Origin of the sequence: Streptomyces sp. DI166 (assembly GCF_900091315.1) — a bacterium.
GTDB lineage: Bacteria > Actinomycetota > Actinomycetes > Streptomycetales > Streptomycetaceae > Streptomyces > Streptomyces fuscus.
The window spans coordinates 24,684-47,039 of the sequence record NZ_FLSP01000017.1; the positions used below are offsets into that span (position 1 = coordinate 24,684).

The window sequence follows — 22,356 nt, forward strand, 5'->3', positions numbered from 1 at the left end:
GTTCGGGGCGCGGGTACAGAGAGCGGCTACTGACCGGTCATGCGGTTGCCCCGAACAGGTCGGCCAGGACCTTGGCGGCGCTCTCGGGCGCCCGCACCTCCAGATGGAGAGCGGACGGGGTCAGGTGCAGGGTGAAGTCGAAGAACGCGCAGCAGCCCTGCTCCGCCGCGCCCAGGGTGGCGATCTCCACCGCCAGGTCGGCGCCTGCGGGGAACACCAGCCGGATGCCGTCCGGGATCTCCTCGCGCCTGTCGGCCTGGCTGACCAGTTGCCGCCACTGGCCGGTGCTCTCGTCCAGCTCGCTGCCGCCCAGCGTGCATGCGACGGGGACGTCGCGCCACGGCTGGTCCTGGCTCAGAGAAGTGGCCAGCCCAGGGGCCGTCGTGCATCCGCAGTCAGGTCCGCACGCGCCCTCCGGGGCGAGTCCCGACAGCTCGGCCCTCGCCGCGGCCAGGCGGGCGGCGAAGGCGCGCAGCTCGGTGATCCGTGCGCCCGTCTCCGTGATCCGCTCGGCAACCAGCGGCAGGAGCCGGGCCCGTACCGACGCGCACACGCCTTCCTCCCGTACGTCGAGCAGTTCCCGGATCTCCTCCAAGGTCAGCCCCAACAGCTTGGCCGAGGAGATGAACGCCAGCCGCTCCACCGCGTCCTGGCCGTACACGCGGTACCCGGCCGGTGTGCGGTCGGCGGGCAGGAGCCCGGCGTCCTCGTAGAAGCGCAGCGTCGTGGCCGGCACTCCGGAGCGCTCCGCCAGCTGCGAGATGCGGTAGCTCGTCATGGCATCGAACGTAAACCTTCGACCTGACTCGAAGGTCAAGCCCGCCCGGGCGGGGCAGAGCCGACGCCGGCCGGAGCGTCGAAGCTGATCCAGGTGTCGGGCGGCAGGTCCGGGCGGCCCGGTACCGGTCTGTGCTCCTCGGTCCACGCGTCGCCGACCAGCTCGGTCGCGACACGGCGCCAGAAGGCGACCGCTCCGGCATTGCTGTCCTGGAAGGCGATCTCCCAGGGCCCCGGATGCGCCGCGACGACCTCGCGCACGGCGCGCAGCCCGAGCCCCGACCTGCGCGCCGCCCTCACCACGAAGAAACTGCTCAGCACGCGCACCGGGCCGGTCAGACCGCGGACGCAGGCGAGGCCGACCGGGGACCTGCCGCTGGTCAGGAGGTAGGGCGCCCAGTCGTCCTGCGAGAGCGCGGCTTGGAGCCGTTCACTTCGATAGGTGCCGTCAGGGTTGGGCAGAGCACCGCTGAACTCCGACATGTCATGGCGGAACAGCAGCCACAGGCGCTCCATCGTCGGGCGGTCCGTGGTTTGGGCGAGGCGCACGGATATCTCGTACATGGATCTCCCTGGTACTGGGTGGGGGTCGTGAGGCCCGGGGCAGAAAATCCCAGAAAAAAAGCCTCCCCGGCGGGAGGCAATGCCCCGGCCCGGAAGGCTTGAAGTACGGACAGGGAAGCTATCAGGGTTCCGGCGGCAGCGACCATCCGGCCATCGGTACTCGCCGCAAGCACGCCCCCGCGCCAGGAGTGCAGGACCGCACTCGGAGTCGCGTCCTGTAGGTACGCACATGCCAAGCCAATCGACAAGCATTACCGCTCATGCGATACGACAGCGGACTTTTGGCTTGCACATGCGGCAGTATGATCGGCGTATGCGCACCTACCAGAGGGAGTGCCCGTAATGATCCGTTCCGCGCGCCGGACCCGTCGGATGGTCCAGATGGCCGGCTTGAGCACCGCCGCTCTGTTGGCTCTGGCCTCCTGCTCGTCCGGCGACGGCTCCTCGACGTCGGGCTCCGGCTCCTCCCCCGGCGCATCCGGCTCGGACGAGCTGTCCGATGAGGTGATCGTCTTCGCCGCGGCCTCGCTGAAGGAGAGCTTCACGACGCTGGGCAAGGAGTTCGAGAAGGAGCACCCCGGCACCAAGGTCACCTTCAGCTTCGGCGGCAGCGACGCCCTGGCGGCGAGCATCACCGCGGGCGCCCCGGCGGACGTGTTCGCCTCGGCGAGCCCGAAGACGATGAAGATCGTCACTGACGCGGGCGACAACTCCGGCGCGCCCACCGCCTTCGTCCGCAACCAGCTGGAGATCGCCACCCTGCCGGGCAACCCCGACAAGATCGGCTCCCTCAAGGACCTCACGAACTCGGACCTGAAGGTCGTCCTGTGCGACGAGGCGGTGCCGTGCGGTGCCGCCGCGCAGAAGGCCCTGGACGCGAGCAGGCTGAAGGTCACCCCGGTCTCCTACGAGGAGGACGTCAAGGCGGCCCTCAACAAGGTGGTGCTGAAGGAGGCCGACGCGGCGGTCGTCTACAGGACCGACGTGAAGGCCGCGGGCGACAAGGTGCAGGGGGTGGACTTCCCCGAGTCCGCCGAGGCCGTCAACGACTACCCGATCACCCTGCTCAAGGCGTCGGAGAACACCGATGCCGCGACGGCGTTCATCGAGCTGGTGAAGTCCCCCGAGGGCCAGAAGGTCCTGAACGAGGCCGGGTTCCTCAACCCGTGACCTCGCCGTCTCCCGATACGACCGCCGCCGTGGACACCCTCACCGGTGGTCCGGGGCGGCGGACCGGGGCACCCCGGCGGGGCCGCAACCGTCGGGGCGCCCCGCTGCCGCTCCTCCTGCCCGCGCTCATCGGCCTGGCCTTCCTCGTCCTGCCGCTCGTCGCCCTGCTGATCCGCGCACCCTGGCGGAGCATGCCCGAGCTGCTGACCAGCGCCGAGGTGTGGGATGCCCTGCGGCTCTCCCTGGTGTGCGCCACCGTGGCCACCGCGGTGTGTCTGGTGATCGGGGTGCCGCTGGCGTGGCTGCTCGCCCGGGTCGAGTTCCCCGGGCGCGGTCTCGTACGGGCCCTTGTGACCCTTCCGCTCGTGCTGCCGCCGGTCGTGGGCGGTGTGGCGCTGCTGATGGCACTCGGGCGGAACGGGGTCGTGGGGCGTTCGCTGGACGACTGGTTCGGGATCACGCTTCCGTTCACCACGACCGGTGTGGTCGTGGCCGAGGCGTTCGTCGCGATGCCGTTCCTCGTCATCAGTGTCGAGGGCACACTGCGCGCCGCCGACCCGCGCTTCGAGGAGGCCGCCACGACGCTGGGCGCCTCCCGGTTCACCGCCTTCCGCCGGGTCACGCTGCCCCTGATCGCGCCCGGCATCGCGGCCGGTGCCGTGCTCGCGTGGGCGCGGGCGCTGGGGGAGTTCGGCGCGACGATCACCTTCGCGGGGAACTTTCCCGGCCGTACCCAGACCATGCCGCTCGCCGTGTACCTGGCCCTGCAGAGCGACCCGGAGGCGGCCATCGCCCTGAGTCTGGTGCTGCTCGCCGTGTCCGTCGCGGTCCTGGCCGGGCTGCGCGACCGCTGGATGAGCGCCTCATGACCGACATCGAGGAGGCCGCTCGGGGAGCAGAGCGGGTAAATGGTGGGCTCGACGCGCGGCTGGTGGTGGAACGCGGTTCGTTCCGCCTCGACGTGCGGCTGGCAGCGGCGCCCGGTGACGTCGTCGCCCTGCTCGGGCCCAACGGGGCGGGAAAGTCCACCGCCCTGCGCGCGCTCGCCGGTCTCGTGCCGCTGTCCGACGGGCACCTGCTGCTGGACGGTGCCGAGTTGGGCGGTACGGCGCCGGAGTCCCGTCCGGTGGGGGTCGTCTTCCAGGACTACCTGCTCTTCCCGCACCTCACCGCGCTCGACAGCGTGGCCTTCGGGCCGCGCTGTCACGGCGCCACCAAAGCGGAGGCCCGCGCCCTGGCCGCGGAGTGGCTGGAGCGCATGGGCCTCACCGACCACGCGGGGGCCAAGCCCCGCGGGCTCTCCGGCGGGCAGGCGCAGCGTGTGGCGCTCGCCCGCGCCCTGGCCGTGAACCCCCGGCTGCTCCTGCTCGACGAACCCCTCGCCGCGCTCGACGCCCGGACCCGGCTGGAGGTGCGCACCCAACTCCGGCGCCACTTGGCCGACTTCGAGGCGGTCGCGGTGCTGGTCACTCATGACCCGCTGGACGCTATGGTGCTGGCCGATCACCTGGTCGTCATCGAGCACGGCCGTGTCGTCCAGGAAGGGACGCCGTCTCACATCGCCCGTCATCCTCGTACGGACTACATCGCCCAGTTGGTGGGCCTGAATCTGTACCGGGGGAAGGCCGAGGGGCACGCCGTGCGCGTGGCGGGCGGGGCCGTGGTGACCACGGCGGAAGATTTCACCGGCCCGGTGTTCGTCGCCTTCCCGCCCAGCGCCGTCACCCTGCACCGGGACCGGCCCGTCGGCTCCAGCGCCCGTAACGTCTGGCGCTGCGAGGTGGCTGGGCTGGAGACGCGCGGCGACCGGATCCGCGCGGATCTCACCGGCGAACTGCCCCTGGCCGCCGACCTCACCGCCGTGGCCGCGGCCGAGTTGGAGCTGCGCCCGGGAGCGACGGTCTGGGCGACGGTCAAGGCAGCCCGGACACACGCGTACCTCGCCTGACCGAACCGGCGTCGGTGAGCAGGTACTCGTAACGGACCTGCCGCCGTCGGTGCAGGCTGCGCCGCTGACGTCGGCGTTCTCCCGCCCCTGTCTCACATGATCGTCGAGCGGTGTGTGCGGGTGGCGTAACCCCGGGCGTTCCCGATGCGTGACGGGCCGGTAATTCGATCTTCATACCGTGTCGTGCGTGGGGCTGTCCGCCACCGGCGGGGCGGCCCCGGCTCATGGCGGTACACGCGCGACGGGGTGGGATTTCCGGTGGCAACTGGCTCGAAGGACGGCAGCGTCCGAACGGTCTGCTCGTACTGCGGGGTCGGCTGCGGCATCGTCCTGGACATCACCCGGGACCCTGCGGACGGGCGCCGCCGCGTGGCCAAGGCGTACGGGGACAAGGCGCACCCCGCCAACCAGGGGCGGCTGTGCACCAAGGGCTCGACCAGCGCGGACATGATGGCCGCGCCGGGACGGCTGGGGCAGGCGCTGGTGCGGGCCGGGCGGGGTGCCGAGCCGGTCGGGACCGATGTGGACGAGGTGATCTCGTCGGTCGCCGCCCGGCTGCGGGCGATCCTGGACGAGCACGGGCCCGACGCGCTGTCCTTCTACGTCTCCGGGCAGATGTCCCTGGAGGCGCAGTACCTGGCGAACAAGCTGGCCAAGGGATTCGTGCGGACGAATCGGATCGAGTCCAACTCGCGGCTGTGCATGGCGAGCGCGGGGACCGGCTACAAGCTGTCGCTGGGCGCGGACGGCCCGCCCGGGTCGTACCAGGACTTCGATCACGCGGACGTGTTCTTCGTGATCGGATCCAACATGGCCGACTGCCACCCGATCCTCTTCCTGCGGATGATGGACCGGGTCAAGTCGGCCGGGGCCAAGCTGATCGTCGTCGATCCGCGCCGCAACGCCACCGCCGACAAGGCCGACCTGTTCCTGCAGATCAAGCCCGGTACTGACCTGGCGCTGCTGAACGGGCTGCTGTACCTGCTCGTCGAGAACGGTCATACGGATCCGGAGTTCATCGCCGAGTTCACCGAGGGCTGGGAGGAGATGCCCCCCTTCCTCGCCGACTATCCGCCCGCCAAGGTCGCGGAGATCACCGGCATCCCGGAGGCCGACATCCGGCAGGCCGCGCAGTGGATCGGCGCGGCCGGTGAGTGGATGAGCTGCTGGACCATGGGCCTGAACCAGTCCACGCACGGCACCTGGAACACCAACGCCCTGGTCAATCTGCACCTGGCCACGGGTGCCATCTGCCGCCAGGGTTCCGGGCCCTTCTCGCTGACCGGCCAGCCCAACGCGATGGGTGGGCGCGAGATGGGTTACATGGGGCCCGGTCTGCCCGGCCAGCGTTCCGTCCTGGTCGAGGACGAGCGGGCGTTCGTCGAGAAGCTGTGGAACATCCCCGAGGGCTCCCTGCGCACCGAGGGCGGGCGCGGCACGATCGAGATGTTCGAGCAGATGGCTGCGGGCGACATCAAGGCGTGCTGGATCATCTGCACCAACCCCGTTGCCTCCGTCGCCAACCGCAAGACCGTCATCGCCGGGCTTGAGGCCGCCGAACTCGTCATCACGCAGGACGTGTTCGCCGAGACCGAGACCAACGCGTACGCCGATGTCGTCCTGCCCGCCACGCTGTGGGCGGAGTCCGACGGCATCATGGTCAACTCCGAGCGCGACCTCACGCTGGTGCAGGGCGTCGTCGATCCGCCCGGACAGGCCCTGCCCGACTGGCAGTTGATCGCGCGGGTGGCCTGCGAGATGGGCTTCGCGGAGGGCTTCACCTATGCCTCGGCCGAGGAGGTCTTCGAGGAGCTGAAACAGGCCTGGAACCCGAAGACCGGATGGGATGTGCGGGGTGTGACGTACGAGCGGTTGCGCGCCACGCCCGTGCAGTGGCCGGCGGCGGCCGTGGACGGGGCGGACCGGAATCCGATCCGGTACCTCAATGACGGCGTCAGCCAGGCCCTGTTGGAGCGGGAGGACGGGACCCGGCCCCGGCTGGCCTTCGCCACGCCGAGCGGGCGCGCCCGGTTCTTCGCCCGTCCGCATCTGCCCGCAGCCGAACTCCCGGACGACGACTACCCGTTCGTCCTCAACACCGGCCGTCTCCAGCACCAGTGGCACACGTTGACCAAGACCGGCAAGGTGTCCAAGCTCAACAAGCTGAACCCGGGATCGTTCGTGGAGGTGCATCCGGAGGACGCGGCGGCTCTGGGTGTGGCCGAGGGGGACCATCTGGAGGTCGCCTCGCGTCGCGGACGTGCCGTGCTGCCCGCCCGGGTCACCGACCGGGTGCGGCCCGGCACCTGCTTCGCGCCGTTCCACTGGAACGACCTGTTCGGGGAGTACCTCAGCATCAACGCCGTCACCAGCGACGCTATCGACCCGCTGTCCTTCCAGCCCGAGTTCAAGGTCTGCGCGGTGACGCTCGCCAAGGCGCCTGCTCCGGTGCCGAGCGAGCACGCCGCTCCGGAGCCCGAGGTGGTGTCCGTGCCCGCGGACTCCCCCGTGCACGCGCTCGCCGCCGCGTTCGGTATCAGCGACCTGTCCCCCGCGCCGCTCGGCGAGCCGCAGCGGCAGTACCTCTCGGGGTTTCTGTCCGGCCTCGCCGCCGCGCCGCCGGGCGACGGTCGGGTGCCGGTGCTGCCGCCGGGGGCGCCCTTCGAGCCGGAGCACGCCCTGTGGGTCGACGGGGTGCTCGCCGGTGCGTTCTCCCGTGCCGCGGTGACCGCCCCTGCGGCGCGGTCGGGAGCGGCTGTCGCACCGACCCGTCGTCTGCTCATCCTGTGGGCCTCGCAGACGGGCAACGCCGAGGAGTTCGCCGCGGCCGCGGCCGCACGCCTTGCCTCGACCGGCCGCACACCCGAGCTGATCCCCATGGCCGACGTGACCCCGGAGCACCTCACGCCCGACACCGATGTCCTCCTCGTCACCAGCACATTCGGCGACGGCGACGCCCCGGACAACGGTGCCGACTTCTGGAACGCGCTGTCCGCGCCGGGCGCCGCCCGCCTGGAGGGCATCCGCTACGCCGTCCTGGCCTTCGGTGACTCCACCTACGACGACTTCTGCGGTCACGGACGCCGCCTGGACGAGCGCCTCGACGCGCTCGGCGCGACCCGTATCCTGCCCCGCACCGACTGCGAACCCGACTTCGAGGAACTGGCCGCGGAGTGGCTCGAACAGGTGCTTACCGCGCTGGCCACGGCGGACGAACAGCAGCCCGTGCCGGTGCGTGCGGCCGAGGCAGCCACATCCACCGTTCCGGTCCCCGGGAGGGGCGCCGTCGCCGCGCCCTCCGCCTACACCAAGGCCTCCCCGTTCGCCACGCTCCTGATCGGCAACCGGCTGCTGAGCCTGCCCGGTTCGCAGAAGGAAGTGCGGCAGTTCGCCTTCGACACGCGCGGCGGTGAACTGGCCTACGACGCCGGAGACGCCCTCGGTGTCTGGCCGGCCAACGACCCCGGACTCGTCGCCGAATGGCTCGCGCTCACCGGACTCGACCCCGACGAGCCGGTCGACCTCGGTACGGGTGCTCCCCTCCCCCTCGAAGAGGCGCTGCGCACCCGCCTGGACATCTCCCGCATCACCACCGACCTGCTCAGGTTCGTCACCGAGCGCACGGGCAGCCACATGCTGAAGCGGCTGCTGCGGCCGGACAACAAGGACGCGCTCGCGCAGTGGAGTTGGGGCCGACAGGCCGCCGATGTCATCGCCGAGTTCCCCATCCGTGCCTCGGCCGCGGACTGGACGGGCGTCCTCAAGCGGCTGCAGCCCCGCCTGTACTCCATCTCCTCCAGCCCGCTCGCCCACCCCGGCGAGGTCCGCCTCACGGTCTCGGTCGTGCGGTACACGAACGACCTCGGCCGGGACCGGAAGGGCGTGTGCTCGACGTACCTCGCCGATCACGCGGACGACGGTCCGGTGCAGGTCTTCGTGCAGCGGTCGCCGCACTTCCGGCCGCCGACCGACCCCGCCACGCCCATGATCATGGTCGGTCCCGGTACCGGCGTGGCCCCCTTCGTCGGCTTCCTCGAAGACCGCCAGGTCCGTGGGCACACCGGCCCCAACTGGCTCTTCTTCGGCGAACAGCGCGAGGCCACGGACTTCTACTACCGCGAGGACCTGGAGGCGTACCGGGCATCCGGCCACCTCGACCGCCTCGACCTCGCCTTCTCCCGCGACCAGCGCAACAAGGTCTACGTCCAGGACCGCATCCGCGAACACGGTCCCCGTCTGTGGCAGTGGCTCCAGGACGGCGCCCACTTCTACGTCTGCGGCGACGCCGGGCGCATGGCGAAGGACGTCGACCAGGCACTGCGGGACATAGTCGTCGCGCACGGCGGCCTGGACAGGGACGAGGCGGACGCGTACGTCAAGCGCCTGGCGGCGGAGAAGCGCTACGTACGTGACGTGTACTGACCGGGACCCCCGTCCCCCTCTTCAGGTGCGGGCTCAGGATCGATGCGGGCCCGGCGGGCTTCGTCCACGACACGGCGCCAGGAACGGATGACCTCCGGGATCTGGTCGAGCAAGCCCTTCAGGGCGAACAGAAAGGCGGACATCACGCTGGCCACGCCCAGAATGGCCAGGACGATCTGCAGTTCCACGCTCGGGTCCCTCCCGCGGACGACGGGTAGCCGAGCTGAGCGCGATCCAGAGGCAGGAGGGCAGGTGTCTCAGGCCGACCACCCACAAACGGATGATCAACTGAGGCCCTGCCGACGTACAGGCCGCGTATGAAATTGTCGCGATTGACGCAGCGCCAACTCAGTTGGCAGCCACGCCCGAAAGGGACGTCGGACCCATTCCCGTCGCAGCCAGCCGAAGCCGACCGTGCCCAACGAGGGACTCTAGCCGCAAACTGACGCTCTGTCCTCCCCGCAAGCACCCGGAGTTACTGAACGGCACGATCCACAGCGCAATTTCGCCAAGTCGGAAGACATTTCCGGGCATATACGCCGGAGCGCATGGAGTTCGTGATCACGAGAGGGCTAGGTTCTGAGTGATCACACGGGGCACCGCAATGCCAACATCCGCCATCGCTCGGAGGCTCCCCCATGACGGTTTCCGGCAGCTCTGAAAGACTTCAGGAGTTCAGTCCGGCTCAGTACATCGCACCGTACCTGATCCTCGTCGTCGGCGATGGCGGAGCGCGGAACGCGTCCTGGGGTGAACGGCCCGTGGTGTTCTGCGTGTTCGCGGTGGCCGCCGCACTCGGCGTGGTGTTGGCGGTGACGCGGCTGCGGTGTATGTGGAACATCCACCAGCGCCAAACCGTGCCCGCGTGGACTCGGTTCCTCGGTCTACTCCTCGCCCTCTACGGGCTGTACGTCGTCTACTGCTTCAGCGACGGCTTGACCTGACCCCCACCCGCCTTCACGGCCGCCTCCACACGAGCGTGTACCTCCAGAACAGCCGTCGCCGCAGGCGTACTCCCGGCAGGGCGGCTCTGGCTTCGCGGGTGATTTCGTCAAACGTCATGTCCGCCTGGCGGGTTCGGGCCGTCATGGAGACCGGTCGTTCTGCCCGGCGGCCCTTGTTCTTCAGCCAGCCCATGGTGGCGTTGGCCGGGACGGCCAGGGCTCCGAGCAGGTGGTCCATGGGGCCGTGGGCGCGGGACAGGCCGACGATCACGAGTGTCCCGCCCGGTGCCAGGTGACGGCGGAAGGTCAACAGGGCCTCGGTGAAGGGCAGGTGGTGGACGACGGCCACGCACGTGATGGCGGCGTACGGGCCTTCGGGAAGCTCCGTCATGGCGTCCGCGACCGTGAAGGTGACCGGGAGCTCGGGAGGGGTCAGGTTCCGGGCCTGCCGGGTGATCTCCGGGTCTGATTCGACGGCATCAACCGCCTTGGCCCGTCCGGCCAGGAGTCTTGCGAAGTCGCCGCTGCCTGAACCGACGTCCAGGGCACGGTCGATGTGCCTCGGCAGCCGGCGCAGGATCCAGCGGTGGTAGTGGGCGTTGTGGTCCCACGGGTGGTCCGCGTTGAACCGTTCGAGGGCACGCAGGACACGCGGCGACACGATTCTCATCGAGCCTTCATTCGCTCAGACCACCGGCTTCCGGAACGGGTCCGTCGGGATGATCGCCGCCTCGTCGAAGCGCTGCTCCAGCGCCTCGTGGCCGTGGCGTCGGCGGTACTCGATCTCCGATGTCGTCACCGGCAGTGTCCACAGGATGCGGGCGTGGCCACCGTCGGGCAGGGGGCAGTGTTCGAGGTCGGGGCCGTGCAGGTACGGGAGGGTGATCAGGAGGTGGTCGCAGGTCGAGCCCGGTACCCACGGTTCGCCGATCGGCATGCTGTGGGCCAGATCGAGTTGGTGGCCGCCGCAGTGGTAGTAGGCGATCATCGCCATGAGGTGCAGGAAGCGCTCGTCCCGGGCGTGCGCTGTCATCACGAACTCCAGGCCGTGGCCGCCGCGCTGCATGACATCCCAGCATCCGGCCGTCACGTACGCCCACGCGTCGCCACGGGGGCCCGGTGCCACCACCAGGATGCGGAGCCTGGGCACGGCGTCCCGTCGACCCGGGCCCAGGTCGTAGTCGACGGCCTCCACCTCATGGCCCGCGAAGAACGCCCGCACATGCGTTTCCACCGCTTCCACTGCCATGTCGTCACTCCAGTCCGACCAGGGCAGGGAGCCCCTCGTGTCCGACGTCGGGCTCCGTCAGGGCCAGCCAGCCGCAGCCGCTCATGCGGGTGGTCGGGCCGAGAGTGGTGGGGTCGATCGACAGGTGGCGGCAGGCCTCGGCTGCCCCTTCCAACTCCTCGTCCGGGTCGCCGAGCCACTCGGGGTCGTTCTCGGCCGCGTAACGACGGCGGATGACGCCCTTCTCCGCGACCACCCAGACGTCCGAGCCCCCTGCCGAGTCCTCGTAGAACATCTACGCCTGCCCGCACGCGGCGCTCAGCCGTTCCGTCGCGCCCATCCAGTCGTCCCAGTCGATGCCGACCACATCGGGCAGGTTCCCGAAGATCAGCCGCCAGCCGTCCAGTTCCGGCGTGACGAACGTGGGCAACGCCGGTCGGCGCCACGGCAAGTCCTCGACGCCGGAGCCTTCGTACAGCGTGACCGGGAAGCGGTCGTGCAGGCCGAGCGCGTCGAAGAGGCCCTCGTACGTCTCGCCCGGCACCGCGTACCACCAGCCGCCGGGATCGAGGGGGAAGGGTTCCTCGGCGCCGGCCTTGATGCGGGCTCTGCGTTCCAGCGCCGTCCTGTCACGCGCGTCGAGACGGTCTGTCAACCCCGTGGCGATCACGTCGCCCAGCCTGCCGTACGTCATCCGGTGATCCTCAGCGGCGGACGAACGGCCGACGGGGCCGGGCACCTGCTCGGTGTCCGGCCCCTCTCTCACCCACCGCCTGCGCCGGCGCGGTGGTCGTCAGTGCGCGGTGTCCGCTCCGGTCGGGAGCGGGGGTTCCGCGGTGAGGGCCCGCCACTCCTCGTCGGTGAGGACCCGGGAGCGGATCAGGAAGCGGACGCCCTCGGGGGATTCGAGGGAGAAGCCGCTGCCCCGGCCCGGGACCACGTCGACGGTGAGGTGGGTGTGCCGCCAGTACGCGTACTGGTCGGCGCTCATCCAGAACGGGGTGTCACCGGCGACGTGGCCCAGGAGGACGTCCGCGGCGCCGACCTTGAACTCGCCTCGCGGGTAGCACATGGGCGCGCTGCCGTCGCAGCAGCCGCCCGACTGGTGGAACATCACCGGGCCGTGGATCGCGGTCAGCCGTCGCACCAGGTCCTCGGCGGCCGGGGTCAGCTCCACGCGCCTGGTGCGGGCCGTCATCAGAAGAACCCGAGCTTCTGGCCGGAGTAGCTGACCAGCAGGTTCTTGGTCTGCTGGTAGTGGTCCAGCATCATCTTGTGGGTCTCGCGGCCGATGCCGGACTTCTTGTAGCCGCCGAACGCCGCGTGCGCCGGGTAGGCGTGGTAGCAGTTGGTCCACACACGCCCCGCCTTGATGCCGCGGCCGAGGCGGTAGGCGGTGTTGCCGTCCCGGGTCCACACGCCGGCGCCCAGGCCGTACAGGGTGTCGTTGGCGATGCTCAGGGCCTCGTCGACGGAGTCGTAGGTGGTGACGGAGACGACGGGGCCGAAGATCTCCTCCTGGAAGATCCGCATGTCGTTGGTGCCGCGGAAGATGGTGGGCTCGACGTAGTAGCCGCCGTCCAGTCCGGGCACCGGCCTCGGGCCGCCGCCGGTGAGGAGTTCGGCGCCCTCCTGCTTGCCGATGTCGATGTAGGAGAGGATCTTCTCGTACTGGTCGTTGCTGGCCTGGGCGCCGATCATGGTGGCCGGGTCCAGCGGGTCGCCGCTGACGATGGCCTTGGTGCGCTCCACGCAGCGGGCCATGAACTCGTCGTAGATGGAGGAGTGGATGAGCGCGCGGGACGGGCAGGTGCACACCTCGCCCTGGTTCAGCGCGAACATCACGAAGCCCTCGACGGCCTTGTCCAGGTAGTCGTCGTCGGCGGCCAGCACGTCCGGCAGGAAGATGTTCGGGCTCTTGCCGCCGAGTTCGAGGGTGACCGGGATGATGTTCTCGGACGCGTACTGCATGATCAGGCGGCCGGTGGTGGTCTCGCCGGTGAAGGCGACCTTGGCGATGCGCGGGCTGGACGCCAGCGGCTTGCCCGCCTCCACGCCGAAGCCGTTGACGACGTTCAGGACGCCCGGCGGGAGCAGGTCGGCGATCAGCTCGACGACGTAGAGGAGGCTGGCGGGGGTCTGCTCGGCGGGCTTGATGATCACGCAGTTGCCGGCGGCCAGCGCGGGCGCGAGCTTCCAGGCGGCCATCAGGATGGGGAAGTTCCAGGGGATGATCTGGCCGACCACGCCCAGCGGCTCGTGGAAGTGGTAGGCGATCGTGTCCTCGTCGATCTCGGCGATGCTGCCCTCCTGGGCGCGGACCACTCCGGCGAAGTAGCGGAAGTGGTCGATCGCCAGGGGGATGTCGGCGGCCAGCGTCTCGCGCACCGGCTTGCCGTTCTCCCAGCTCTCCGCGACGGCGAGCTTCTCCAGGTTCTCCTCAAGGCGGTCGGCGATCTTGTTGAGGATGTTCGCCCGCTCGGTCGTCGAGGTGCTGCCCCAGCGCGGGGCCGCGGCGTGGGCGGCGTCCAGGGCGAGGTCGATGTCGGCGGCGGAGGAGCGGGCGACCTCGCAGAACGTCTTGCCGGTGACCGGCGTGGTGTTGGCGAAGTAGCGGCCCTCCACGGGGGCGACCCAGTCGCCGCCGATGAAGTTGTCGTATCGCTTGGCGAAGTTGACGATGCTGCCGTCGGTTCCCGGCTGCGCGTACACCATGGCGGCTCTCCTAGGTGAAGGGTGAGTGCGGTGCTGCGCGACGGTCCGTGCCGTCGTGCTGTTCCGCACTGTGCGACCGACGGGTTGGCGTGAGGTTGGCGCCCGCGCAAGCCTGGGTGCCGGTCAGTCCCGGAGCGCCGCCGCCAGGCGTCCGGCCGCTATGGCGCGCCGCGGGTCGCGGGAGTCCAGGAGGTTCAGGGCGTGCTCGTGCACCTCGGCGTCGTAGGGTGCGCGTTCGCCGTAGCGCAGGGCGTCGTCGGGGTTGGTGGACGCCAGTACGGCGGCGCGGACGGACACCTCCAGGTGGGTGCGCCACTCCTGGATGCCGGGCGCCTCGGACCGGGGCAGCAGCGGGCCGCGGTACAGGCGCAGCGCGGTCTCGGTGTCGCCCTGTTCCAGCGCGCGCAGTACGTCGGCCGCGTCGCAGGTCACGGGGGTGGTGAGGGCGTAGCGGCGGGTGGCGACGCCGCCGTCGAGGGCGCGGCGCAAGTGGGAGATCTCGGCCTTGAAGGTGGAGGTGGTGACGGCTCGGTCGCCGTAGAGGGCGTCGCGCAGGCGCTCGGGTGAGAAGCCGTCGGGTTCCAGGGCGAGCAGGGTGAGGATCTCGACCTGGCGGGGGCGCAGGGGCAGGGGGGTGCCGTCGCGGAGTGCCTGTTCGCTCCCGAGGCAGGTGAGGTTGAGGGGGCTGGTGGTGCGTGGGGGTGGGACGGGGGCCTCGGTGCGCAGGCGGGATTCGATGGTGGCGACGAGCGAGCGCACGGTGGCCATGGCCAGCGGGTTGGAGCGGTCCCAGGTGCTGGACATGTCCAGCACGCCGAGGATGCGTCCGTCGGGTCCGTGCACGGGGGCGCAGTAGCAGACCCAGCCGTGCAGGGCGGTGACCAGGTGTTCGGCGGAGAAGACGGAGGTGGGGCGGCCGGTGCGCAGGGCGAGGGAGAGGGCGTTGGTGCCCATGGCGTGTTCGTCCCACCGGCCGCCGGGGGCGAAGTTGACGCGTTCGGCGCGGCGGCGCATGGTAGGTCCGCCGCAGGTCCACAGGATGGTGCCGGACTCGTCGGTGACGGCGGTGACGAAGCCGGCGTCGTCGGCGATGTCGCGCAGTTCGTCGGCGAGGCCGTCGACGGGGGCGCGCAGCGGTGATCCGCTCCAGCGGTCCTCGACGCGTCCCTCGTCGGTGACGGGGGCGCTGTCCCGGTCAGGGTCCACACTGCTCAGTGACCGCATCCAGGACTCGGTGACATCGCGGCGCACCGTCTCCACGCCGACCGGATGCGATCCCGCCGCTTTCATGCGCGGCACCCAGCGGGACCACTCGCTCTCCAGACTGACCCTGCGGCGCCGCAGGTCACTGCGGTGTGACATGTGCTTTTCCCTGCCGTAGAACGGGGACAAGCGACTATTGTCCACCTTGGCCGGTCCGGCGCACCCCTCCGGCCGGGTCCTGGGTACCTGTCCGATCGGACAGGTGTCGCGTCCGGGAGGGCTCGCCTAGCGTGGTTGCCGGTCGGACGCCAGTGTTGTCAGCCACCCCGGCGTAAAATCGGCGTTGCGTCTGCGTAGCGGGCTGCACGCCCTTGGGAGGTCGCATGTCGCTCACGTCCGAGGAGGTAGTGACGGGCGGGAACGACCCGAGCGCCGACTGGAGCCGCGACGAGCACCAGGGCGAACTGCTGGGCCCGCAGCGCACGAGCACGGCCGCCGTCCGGGAGTCGGCGCGGCTGGCCAAGTTCCATGTCCCCGAGATCGTCTTCGGCCCGGGCTCGCTCACCGAGCTGGGCCATTGCGCGCTGCGTCTGGGGGGCCGGCGTCCCTTCCTGGTCACCGACCCCGGGCTGATGGCGGCGGGCTGGGCGGACGAGGCGGTGGCCCATCTGAGGCGGGCGGGTCTGCGCCCCGTGGTGTGGTCGGACATCACGCCCAATCCCAAGGATCACGAGGTTCAGGGCGGCTACGAGCGGTACGTCGAGAGCGGCTGCGATGTGATCGTGGGCGTGGGCGGCGGCTCGGTCATCGACGCGGCCAAGGGTGTGGCGATCCTGTCGGGCAACGGCGGGCGGATCCTCGACTACGAGGGTGTGGACCGGGTCGTCCAGCCGATCCCGCCGACCGTGATGGTGCCGTCCACGTCCGGCACCGGGGCGGACGTCTCCCAGTTCGCGGTGATCACCGACACCACCGCCCACATCAAAATCACCATCGTGAGCCGGACGCTTGTCCCGGACATCTCGGTGATCGACCCGCGGCTGCTGACCACCATGCCGCCCTGGCTGAACGCGGCCACCGGACTGGACGCGCTCACCCACGCCATCGAGGCGTTCGTGTCCCGGGCGCACAATCCGCTCACCGACATGCACGCCCTGCACGCGGTCGAGCTGATCATGGGGAACCTGCTGCGCACCCAGCTGGAGCCCAGGGACTTCGGCGCCCGCCTGGCGATGGCGCAGGCCGCCCTGCACGCGGGCATGGCGTTCACCAACGCCATCCTGGGCGCCACGCACGCCATGAGCCACCAGGTCGGCGGGCTGCTGGACGCCCCGCACGGCGTCGTCAACGGTGTGCTGCTGCCGCATGTGATCCGGTTCAACGCCGAGGCGTGGCCGGACCGGTTCGTGGCGCTCGGAGCGGCGGCCGGACTGCCGACCCAGGGAGTGCCCGCGTACGAGGTGGCGGCCCGGCTCGCGGATCTGGTGCGGGCGCTGGCGGACGATGTCGGGGTGCCGAAGGGGCTGGCCAGCCTCGGAGTCGTCGAGGGCGATGTGCCGGTGCTGGCGCGTACGACGCTGAAGGACGCCTGCATGGCGACCAACCCCAGGCTCGTGGAACTGCGGGACGTGGAGACGCTGTTCCGGGAAGCGCTGTGAGGCGGTCCCGGTGAGCGAGCTCGAACCGTCGCACCACACCGCCGACCTGGGCGTGCTCACCGGGCTGCGGTCGGGCAAACGGTCGTACTACCCGGCGTACGTGCGCTCCACCGAGCGGCTGGAGCGCACGGTGGAGGCTCTCGACGGCATATCCCGCGCCCTGGTGCGCACCGCGGAGGGGCCGCGCGCGCTGGTGGAGACGGTCGTACGGACCGCGGCGGAGCATCTGCGGGCCCGCTGGCTGCTGCTGGCGGTCGCGGACGGCGCACTGCGCGCCGCGCGGCCCCGGTTCCTGCTCTACGCGGACGACGTGCTCATCGACGACGAGACCCGGATACCGGCCGAGGCGCGCTACCACCTGGAGCTGCTGCGGACCCGGCCCTGGGAGGCGCAGGGGCCCGGGCAGGGCTGTGACTGGGTGCGGGCGCCGATGACACTGGACGACGAACCGGTTGGCGGTATCGCCGCCCAGCCCGGCGCCGGTGTCGAGGTCGCGGACACGGATCTGGCGATCCTGCGAGTGCTCGCCAACCAGGCCGCCGTGGCACTGCATCACACCTTCCTGTTCCACGCCGCGACCACGCTGCGCGGCCGGGCCGACGAACTGTCCGAGGCGGCCGAGCAGCAGGCCCGGGACCTGGCCGCCCGCAGCGCCGAGCTGGCCGAGACACAGGCGCGGCTGCTGGACGCCATGCACCGGCAGGCGCTGGACGACGAACGGCGCCGTATCGCACGGGAGTTGCACGACAGCGTCTCGCAGTACGTGCTGAGCGCGGGCATGACGCTGGAGGTGTGCCGGGCGGAACTGGCGGCCCTCGGCGGTCCCGCCGCGGACATCGCGGAACGGCTGGCCGGGGCGAAGGATCTCAACCGGCAGGCGGTGGAGCGGCTCCGCGCCGCGATCTACGCCCTGAACCGCACCTCCAAGGAGCCGGTCGGGCCGCTGCCGGTGATGCTGGAGCGGCTGTCCACGGTGCATCTGCCGACCGACCTGGACGTACGGGTGCAGGTGGCGGGCCGTCCGGTGCCGCTGCCGCCCCAGGCGGAGCAGTCGATCCTGCGGCTGACAGGCGAGGCCCTGTTCAACTCCGCCACCCACGGCAACGCCCGCCGGGCCCTGGTCCGGCTGCGCTATCTGCCCGACGCGGTCGTGCTGACCGTCTCCGACGACGGTGACGGCGAACCGGCTCAGCTGCGCCGCGCCCTGCGCATGGCCAGGGTCACCGACCTGGGCGGGCGCCACCGCGGTCTGGCGAACATGGTCGCGCGCGCGGAGGAACTCGCCGGAAGACTGTCCATCCGCCGGTCGAAGATGGGGGGCGTCCTGTTGCGGGTCGACGTTCCGCTGCCGGTGAGAGACGCCGTAGGAGGCACCGGATGACCATCGAACAGCAGGCCGGGACGGCCACCGAGGCGCTGCGGATCGTGCTGGTCGACGACCATGCCATCGTCCGGCACGGGCTGAGGTCCATCCTGGAGCGCGAGAGCGATCTGGAGGTGGTCGGGGAGGCGAGCACGGCCGCCGAGGCGGAGGCCGTGGTGGAGCGGGCGCGTCCGGAGATCGTGCTGCTCGACCTGAAGCTGTCCACGGCCGCGGACACGGAGGGCCTGGAGCTGTGCAAGCGGCTGACGCAGCGCCACCCGAACCTGGCGGTGCTGGTGCTGACCACCTTCCTCGACGACTCGCTGGTGGTGCAGGCCATCCACCACGGGGCGCGCGGCTATGTGGTCAAGGACGTCGACACCACGGAACTGCTGCGCTCCATCCGCGCGGTGGCCCGCAACGAGAGCGCCTTCGACTCGCACGCGGCCGCCGCGATGGTGCGCTCCATGCGGGTCCAGCCCGAGCGGCCCAGGTTCACCGAACGGGAGCTGAAGGTCCTGCAGTTGCTGGCACACGGGCTCAGCAACCGGGAGATCGGCGCGGAGTTGTACATCTCCGAGACGACCGTGAAGTTCCACGTCCGCAACATCATGCGCAAGACGGACGCCGGCAGCCGCGCCGAAGTGGTGTACGAGGCGACCAAGTTGGGCGTGATCTGACGGGGCGGGGAAGTCAGCGGTCGACGACGAGCCAGCCGCCGTGGTGGGCGGCGACCCAAAAGGTACGGCCGCTGCGGCGGCCCAGGGCGGTCAGCTCCCGCGGGCTGAAGCACCGCACATGCCCGTACGCGGCGGTCGGCTCGTCCTCGTACGGCACCGCCACCACCACGCGCCGACGTGCCAGCCGCAGCGCCTCCCGCAGGACGGCGTCGCCGTGCTCGGCGTCGAGGTGCTCCAGCACATGGATGACGGTGACCGCGTCGACCGCGCGGTCCGGCAGCGGCACCTGGGCCGCGTCGCAGACCAGCACGTCCAGCCGCAGGCCCCGGGCCCCGGCCACGGCGCCGAGCAGGCGCATGGTGCCACCGGAGAGGTCGGAGGCGATGACGCTCCCCGACCCCGACCCCCCTGACTCGCGCTCGGCCAGCAGCATGGGCAGGAAGCCGAAGCAGGAGCCCAGGTCCAGCACCGAGTCGGTGCCGACGAGGTCCAGGGCGTACCGGTACACGGGGGCGAACCCGGCGATCGAGGAGTGGTCGGCCTGCTCGGGGTGCTGGAAGGACTGGCGGATGCGGGTCAGGGTGTTGCCGTAGAAGGTGGTCCAGGCGGGAAGGGGGCCGTCGACGCAGGAGCGGACCACGCCGGTGAAGACCCGCTCGAAGATGTCGCTGCCGGAGAGCCAGCCGGGGGCGAAGAGTTCCTCGGCGAGGAGTCCGGCGAGGTCGTTGTCGAGCTGGTCGGGGCGCAGGCGGTGGCCCAGTTCGACGCGGCGGCCCCGGCGCCGCAGGACGAAGTGGGCGGTGCGGACGATCGGCCGCGGTCCGTCCGACGGCACCGGGTGCGGCTCGCGGACGACCCGGACCAGGTGGTCGGCGTACAGGCCGGGCGTGCCGGGCGCCAGCGGGTCGATGCGGCGCGCGGCGATCGCGTCGCGCAGGCTCGGGACGCTCACGACGACTCCCCCTTCATCGGCCCACGGCCTCCGTGGTCATGCGGTGGGCGGTGCGTTCCAGTCCGGCCAGGTCGGCGACGACCTGTACGCGGTCGCAGTGTTCGGCGTAGGCGGGCAGGTCGCAGCGGCCCAGGTGCCAGGAGTAGCGGGGTTCGGGGGTCAGCCAGATGGTCTGGCGGACCCGGCGGGTGATCTCGGCGAAGGTCTCGGTGCGTGGCGGGTTGCCGTTGCCGCGGCCGTCGCCCAGCACCAGCAGGGTGGTGCGGCGGCCGAGCGCCGAGGCGTGGTCGGCGAGCAGGGTCTCGAAGGTGCGGCCGTAGTCGGAGGTGGCGTCCACGTCCAGCAGGCCGCCGGCCGGGAGCCCGTCGAAGACCAGGCCGAGGGCCCGTTCCAGTGGGTGCTCGGCGAACAGTTCGGTGATCTCGGTGGGTTCGTCGACGAAGGCGTACGAGCGGACCTGTCCGAACAGGGACTGCAGGCCGTGCACGAGGTGCAGGGTGAAGCGGGCGGTGGCCCGCACGGACAGGGAGACATCGGCGAGGACCAGCAGGCGGGGCCGGTCCTCGGCGCGGGTGACGGTGACGGGCCGGAAGGGCACGCCGTCGTAGCGCATGTTGTGCCGCATGGTGCGGCCCGGGTGGACACGTCCGGCGGGCCTGACCTGTCTGCGGCTGGTGAGGGCGCCGTGGACCGTGCGCCCGATCCTGCGCAGCGCCTCCTCCAGTTGGCCGCGCTCGTCCTCGTCGACGGTCTCCAGGCGGGCGCGTTCGGCGATCCGGGCGGATTCCACGGCCACCGAGTGGAGTTCGGCCAGCCGGTCGAGGTGACGGCGGAGCAGCTCCGGCAGGTCCTCGATGATCCCCGTCAACTGGCTCCGCAGCTCGCCGACTTCCTCGGGGTCGTCGTCCTGGTCGGCGAGCCAGCCGAGCAGGGCGTCGCGCTGGGCGACGGTCAGGGCGGTGTCGATCGGCTGTCCGGTCGAGGCGGCGAGGCGTCCGGGGACACCGGCGCCGTGCAGCCGCTCGGTCTCCAGTTGCACGGACGGGGTGTCGTCACGTCCGCCCGTGGCGCCGTCCTTGGACAGCACGATCTCGTCGGTCATCGACGCCAGGTCGATCTTGTTGGCCTCCTGGTGCAGGTTGTACTGCTGGGCCAGGTCCTGCTGGTCGAAGAAGTCGCGGATGTCGGACGGCTTGCCGTGGCTGTGGCCCTGCTGCGGGGTCTCGGAGGGCTCGTCGGAGACGGTGAACGACTCCAGCTCGCCGATGTCGGTCAGGTCGTCGTGCTCGTGGCCGTGCCCGTGGCCGTCGGCGCCGCCGCCGACCGGGCGCAGGGAGAAGAACGCCGTGAACAGCTCGTCGAAGAGTTCGTGGTCGCGGCGGTCCTTCACCAGCGTCATGCGCAGGGCCGCGCGCAGTGTCTCGCGGTCCGCGAGCACACCGGGCTGGGCGGCGCCGCGCATGGCGTCCATCGCCTCCGCCACGGAGACACGCAGGCCGAACAGCCTGAGTACGCGGACGAATCGGTGCACCCCGGATTCCATGCACGCCTCCCGGTCAGTCGGTGCGGCGCCGCGCCATGGCGGCGAACGAGCGGGCGCCCTGCCCCACACCGGTCGCGGGACGGTGGGCGGGCCCCGCGCCGGGGGCGCCGTAGTAGCCCTCGTCGTGGCGGCCCTGCCGGTCCATGGCGGCGCGGACCGTGCGGCCGTCCGGCTCGTGGTCATGATCGTGATCGTGGTGGTGCCCGTCGTGGTGGTGATGGTGGTCGTGGCCCGGTTCGGGCAGGGTGCGGTTGGGGTCGACCAGGCGGGGCAGTACGTCCAGCGCCCGGTTGAGGTCGCGTTCGTACTTCAGGACCACGTTGGCGGTGTCGGCGAGGATCGCCGGGTCGAGTTCGTCGACGCCGAGCACGGCGAGGGTGCGGGCCCAGTCGACGGTCTCGGAGATGCTGGGGCTCTTGCGGAGCGGCAGTTCGCGCAGCCCGCGCACGACGTCCACCAGGTGGCGGGCGGCGGCCTCGGGAAGTCCGGTGTCCTTGGCCCGCAGGATCTCCAACTCCCGCCCGGCGTCCGGGTAGTCCAGGAACAGGTGCAGGCAGCGGCGCTTCAGCGCGGCCGACAGATCGCGGGTGTTGTTGGAGGTGAGCACCACGTACGGGGGAACCTTCGCGGTGTAGGTGCCGATCTCCGGTACCGACACCTGGTACTCGCCCAGGCACTCCAGCAAGACGGCCTCCAGCGCCTCGTCGGCCCGGTCGACCTCGTCGATCAGCAGCACCGCCGGCTGCTCGCCGCGCACGGCCTCCAGCAGCGGGCGGGGGGCGAGGAACCGGTCGGAGAAGAAGACGCTGTCCTGTTCCTCGATGCGGTGCACGGCGGAGGCCAGGTCGGGGGCGTCGGCGGTGAGTTCGCCGATCTTCTCCCGCAGCATCTGGGTGTACAGCAACTGCTTGCCGTAGTCCCACTCGTACAGTGCGCGGCTCTCGTCCTGGCCCTCGTAGCACTGGAGGCGCAGCAGGCGGCGGCCGGTGGCGGCGGCGAGGGTGCGGGCGAGTTCGGTCTTGCCGACGCCTGCCGGGCCCTCCAGGAGGAGCGGCTTGTCGAGGCGGGTCTGGAGGTACACGGTGGTGGCGAGGCGTCGGTCGGCGATGTAGCCCTCGGCGGCGAACCGCTCGGTGACCTCGTCGACCGAACCGAAGGGGTGGCTTGCGGGTGTGGCGGGCACGGTTCC

Annotated in this window: 21 protein-coding genes; 8 read left to right on the plus strand and 13 right to left on the minus strand. The window is 70.9% G+C overall.

All coding sequences use genetic code 11. The features are described from left to right. Positions 1-37 precede the first annotated feature (37 nt). A complete protein-coding gene (locus GA0115233_RS11055; protein WP_093719991.1) occupies positions 38-778 on the minus strand; it encodes a MerR family transcriptional regulator in 741 nt (246 codons plus the stop codon). Positions 779-813: 35 nt separating this feature from the next. After that, the gene (locus GA0115233_RS11060; RefSeq protein ID WP_093719992.1) at positions 814-1,341 is read right to left on the minus strand and encodes a GNAT family N-acetyltransferase; all 528 of its coding nucleotides are present in this window, start codon (positions 1,339-1,341) and stop codon (positions 814-816) included. Positions 1,342-1,683: 342 nt separating this feature from the next. Here GA0115233_RS11060 and modA point away from each other — a divergent pair, with 342 nt between their 5' ends. The 4 genes from modA to GA0115233_RS11080 all read left to right on the plus strand — a co-directional run bounded on the left by modA (position 1,684) and on the right by GA0115233_RS11080 (position 8,881). Continuing rightward, on the plus strand, positions 1,684-2,511 hold the full coding sequence (gene modA / locus GA0115233_RS11065; RefSeq protein WP_093719993.1) for a molybdate ABC transporter substrate-binding protein: 828 nt from the start codon (positions 1,684-1,686) through the stop codon (positions 2,509-2,511). After that, a complete protein-coding gene (gene modB, locus GA0115233_RS11070) occupies positions 2,508-3,380 on the plus strand; it encodes a molybdate ABC transporter permease subunit (protein ID WP_093719994.1) in 873 nt (290 codons plus the stop codon). Before modA ends, modB begins: the two co-directional genes overlap by 4 nt. Continuing rightward, complete coding sequence (locus tag GA0115233_RS11075) at positions 3,377-4,459, plus strand: ABC transporter ATP-binding protein (RefSeq protein ID WP_093719995.1); 1,083 nt, start codon at positions 3,377-3,379, stop codon at positions 4,457-4,459. Before modB ends, GA0115233_RS11075 begins: the two co-directional genes overlap by 4 nt. Before the next feature lie 258 nt (positions 4,460-4,717). Next, positions 4,718-8,881: a bifunctional nitrate reductase/sulfite reductase flavoprotein subunit alpha gene (locus GA0115233_RS11080; RefSeq protein ID WP_255310137.1), complete on the plus strand. Its 4,164-nt coding sequence runs from the start codon at positions 4,718-4,720 to the stop codon at positions 8,879-8,881. Here the strand turns inward: GA0115233_RS11080 and GA0115233_RS11085 are convergent. After that, positions 8,860-9,069 carry a hypothetical protein gene (locus tag GA0115233_RS11085; RefSeq protein WP_093719997.1) on the minus strand — a complete coding sequence of 70 codons (210 nt, stop codon included), beginning with the start codon at positions 9,067-9,069 and terminating at the stop codon, positions 8,860-8,862. The two genes, GA0115233_RS11080 and GA0115233_RS11085, sit on opposite strands and share 22 nt — an antisense overlap. 450 nt (positions 9,070-9,519) lie before the next feature. On the opposite strand from GA0115233_RS11085, the gene GA0115233_RS11090 reads away from it, so the two are divergent. Beyond that, a complete protein-coding gene (locus GA0115233_RS11090; protein WP_093719998.1) occupies positions 9,520-9,825 on the plus strand; it encodes a hypothetical protein in 306 nt (101 codons plus the stop codon). 13 nt (positions 9,826-9,838) lie between these two features. Here the strand turns inward: GA0115233_RS11090 and GA0115233_RS11095 are convergent, their stop codons facing one another. From GA0115233_RS11095 to GA0115233_RS11125, 7 genes are all read right to left on the minus strand, one after another. Continuing rightward, a complete protein-coding gene (locus GA0115233_RS11095) occupies positions 9,839-10,495 on the minus strand; it encodes a class I SAM-dependent methyltransferase (RefSeq protein ID WP_093719999.1) in 657 nt (218 codons plus the stop codon). Between the two features lie 15 nt (positions 10,496-10,510). Next, complete coding sequence (locus GA0115233_RS11100; protein ID WP_093720000.1) at positions 10,511-11,074, minus strand: suppressor of fused domain protein; 564 nt, start codon at positions 11,072-11,074, stop codon at positions 10,511-10,513. Between the two features lie 4 nt (positions 11,075-11,078). Beyond that, positions 11,079-11,348: a hypothetical protein gene (locus GA0115233_RS11105; RefSeq protein WP_093720001.1), complete on the minus strand. Its 270-nt coding sequence runs from the start codon at positions 11,346-11,348 to the stop codon at positions 11,079-11,081. Next, positions 11,349-11,747, minus strand: a complete 399-nt coding sequence (locus GA0115233_RS11110) for a hypothetical protein (protein WP_093720002.1) — start codon at positions 11,745-11,747, stop codon at positions 11,349-11,351. A gap of 99 nt (positions 11,748-11,846) precedes the next feature. Beyond that, the gene (locus tag GA0115233_RS11115) at positions 11,847-12,251 is read right to left on the minus strand and encodes a DUF779 domain-containing protein (protein ID WP_093720003.1); all 405 of its coding nucleotides are present in this window, start codon (positions 12,249-12,251) and stop codon (positions 11,847-11,849) included. After that, complete coding sequence (gene adh, locus GA0115233_RS11120) at positions 12,251-13,768, minus strand: aldehyde dehydrogenase (protein ID WP_093720004.1); 1,518 nt, start codon at positions 13,766-13,768, stop codon at positions 12,251-12,253. Before adh ends, GA0115233_RS11115 begins: the two co-directional genes overlap by 1 nt. Before the next feature lie 123 nt (positions 13,769-13,891). Next, entirely contained in the window at positions 13,892-15,130 is a 1,239-nt protein-coding gene (locus GA0115233_RS11125; RefSeq protein WP_093720005.1) for a helix-turn-helix domain-containing protein, read from the minus strand. A 224-nt stretch (positions 15,131-15,354) separates the two neighbouring features. Between GA0115233_RS11125 and GA0115233_RS11130 the strand changes: the two genes are divergently transcribed. Genes GA0115233_RS11130 through GA0115233_RS11140 form a run of 3 tightly spaced genes read left to right on the plus strand, consistent with a single transcriptional unit; the run spans position 15,355 to position 18,672 of the window. After that, positions 15,355-16,629, plus strand: a complete 1,275-nt coding sequence (locus tag GA0115233_RS11130; protein ID WP_093720006.1) for an iron-containing alcohol dehydrogenase — start codon at positions 15,355-15,357, stop codon at positions 16,627-16,629. A 10-nt stretch (positions 16,630-16,639) separates the two neighbouring features. Next, a complete protein-coding gene (locus GA0115233_RS11135; protein ID WP_093720007.1) occupies positions 16,640-18,010 on the plus strand; it encodes a MadS family sensor histidine kinase in 1,371 nt (456 codons plus the stop codon). Then, on the plus strand, positions 18,007-18,672 hold the full coding sequence (locus tag GA0115233_RS11140) for a MadR family response regulator transcription factor (RefSeq protein ID WP_093720008.1): 666 nt from the start codon (positions 18,007-18,009) through the stop codon (positions 18,670-18,672). Before GA0115233_RS11135 ends, GA0115233_RS11140 begins: the two co-directional genes overlap by 4 nt. Before the next feature lie 13 nt (positions 18,673-18,685). Here the strand turns inward: GA0115233_RS11140 and mftM are convergent, their stop codons facing one another. Genes mftM through GA0115233_RS11155 form a run of 3 tightly spaced genes read right to left on the minus strand, consistent with a single transcriptional unit; the run spans position 18,686 to position 22,350 of the window. Next, on the minus strand, positions 18,686-19,624 hold the full coding sequence (gene mftM / locus GA0115233_RS11145) for a mycofactocin oligosaccharide methyltransferase MftM (protein ID WP_093720009.1): 939 nt from the start codon (positions 19,622-19,624) through the stop codon (positions 18,686-18,688). 13 nt (positions 19,625-19,637) lie between these two features. Next, the gene (locus GA0115233_RS11150; protein ID WP_093720010.1) at positions 19,638-21,167 is read right to left on the minus strand and encodes a VWA domain-containing protein; all 1,530 of its coding nucleotides are present in this window, start codon (positions 21,165-21,167) and stop codon (positions 19,638-19,640) included. A 13-nt stretch (positions 21,168-21,180) separates the two neighbouring features. After that, positions 21,181-22,350: an AAA family ATPase gene (locus tag GA0115233_RS11155; RefSeq protein ID WP_093720011.1), complete on the minus strand. Its 1,170-nt coding sequence runs from the start codon at positions 22,348-22,350 to the stop codon at positions 21,181-21,183. Positions 22,351-22,356 lie beyond the last annotated feature (6 nt).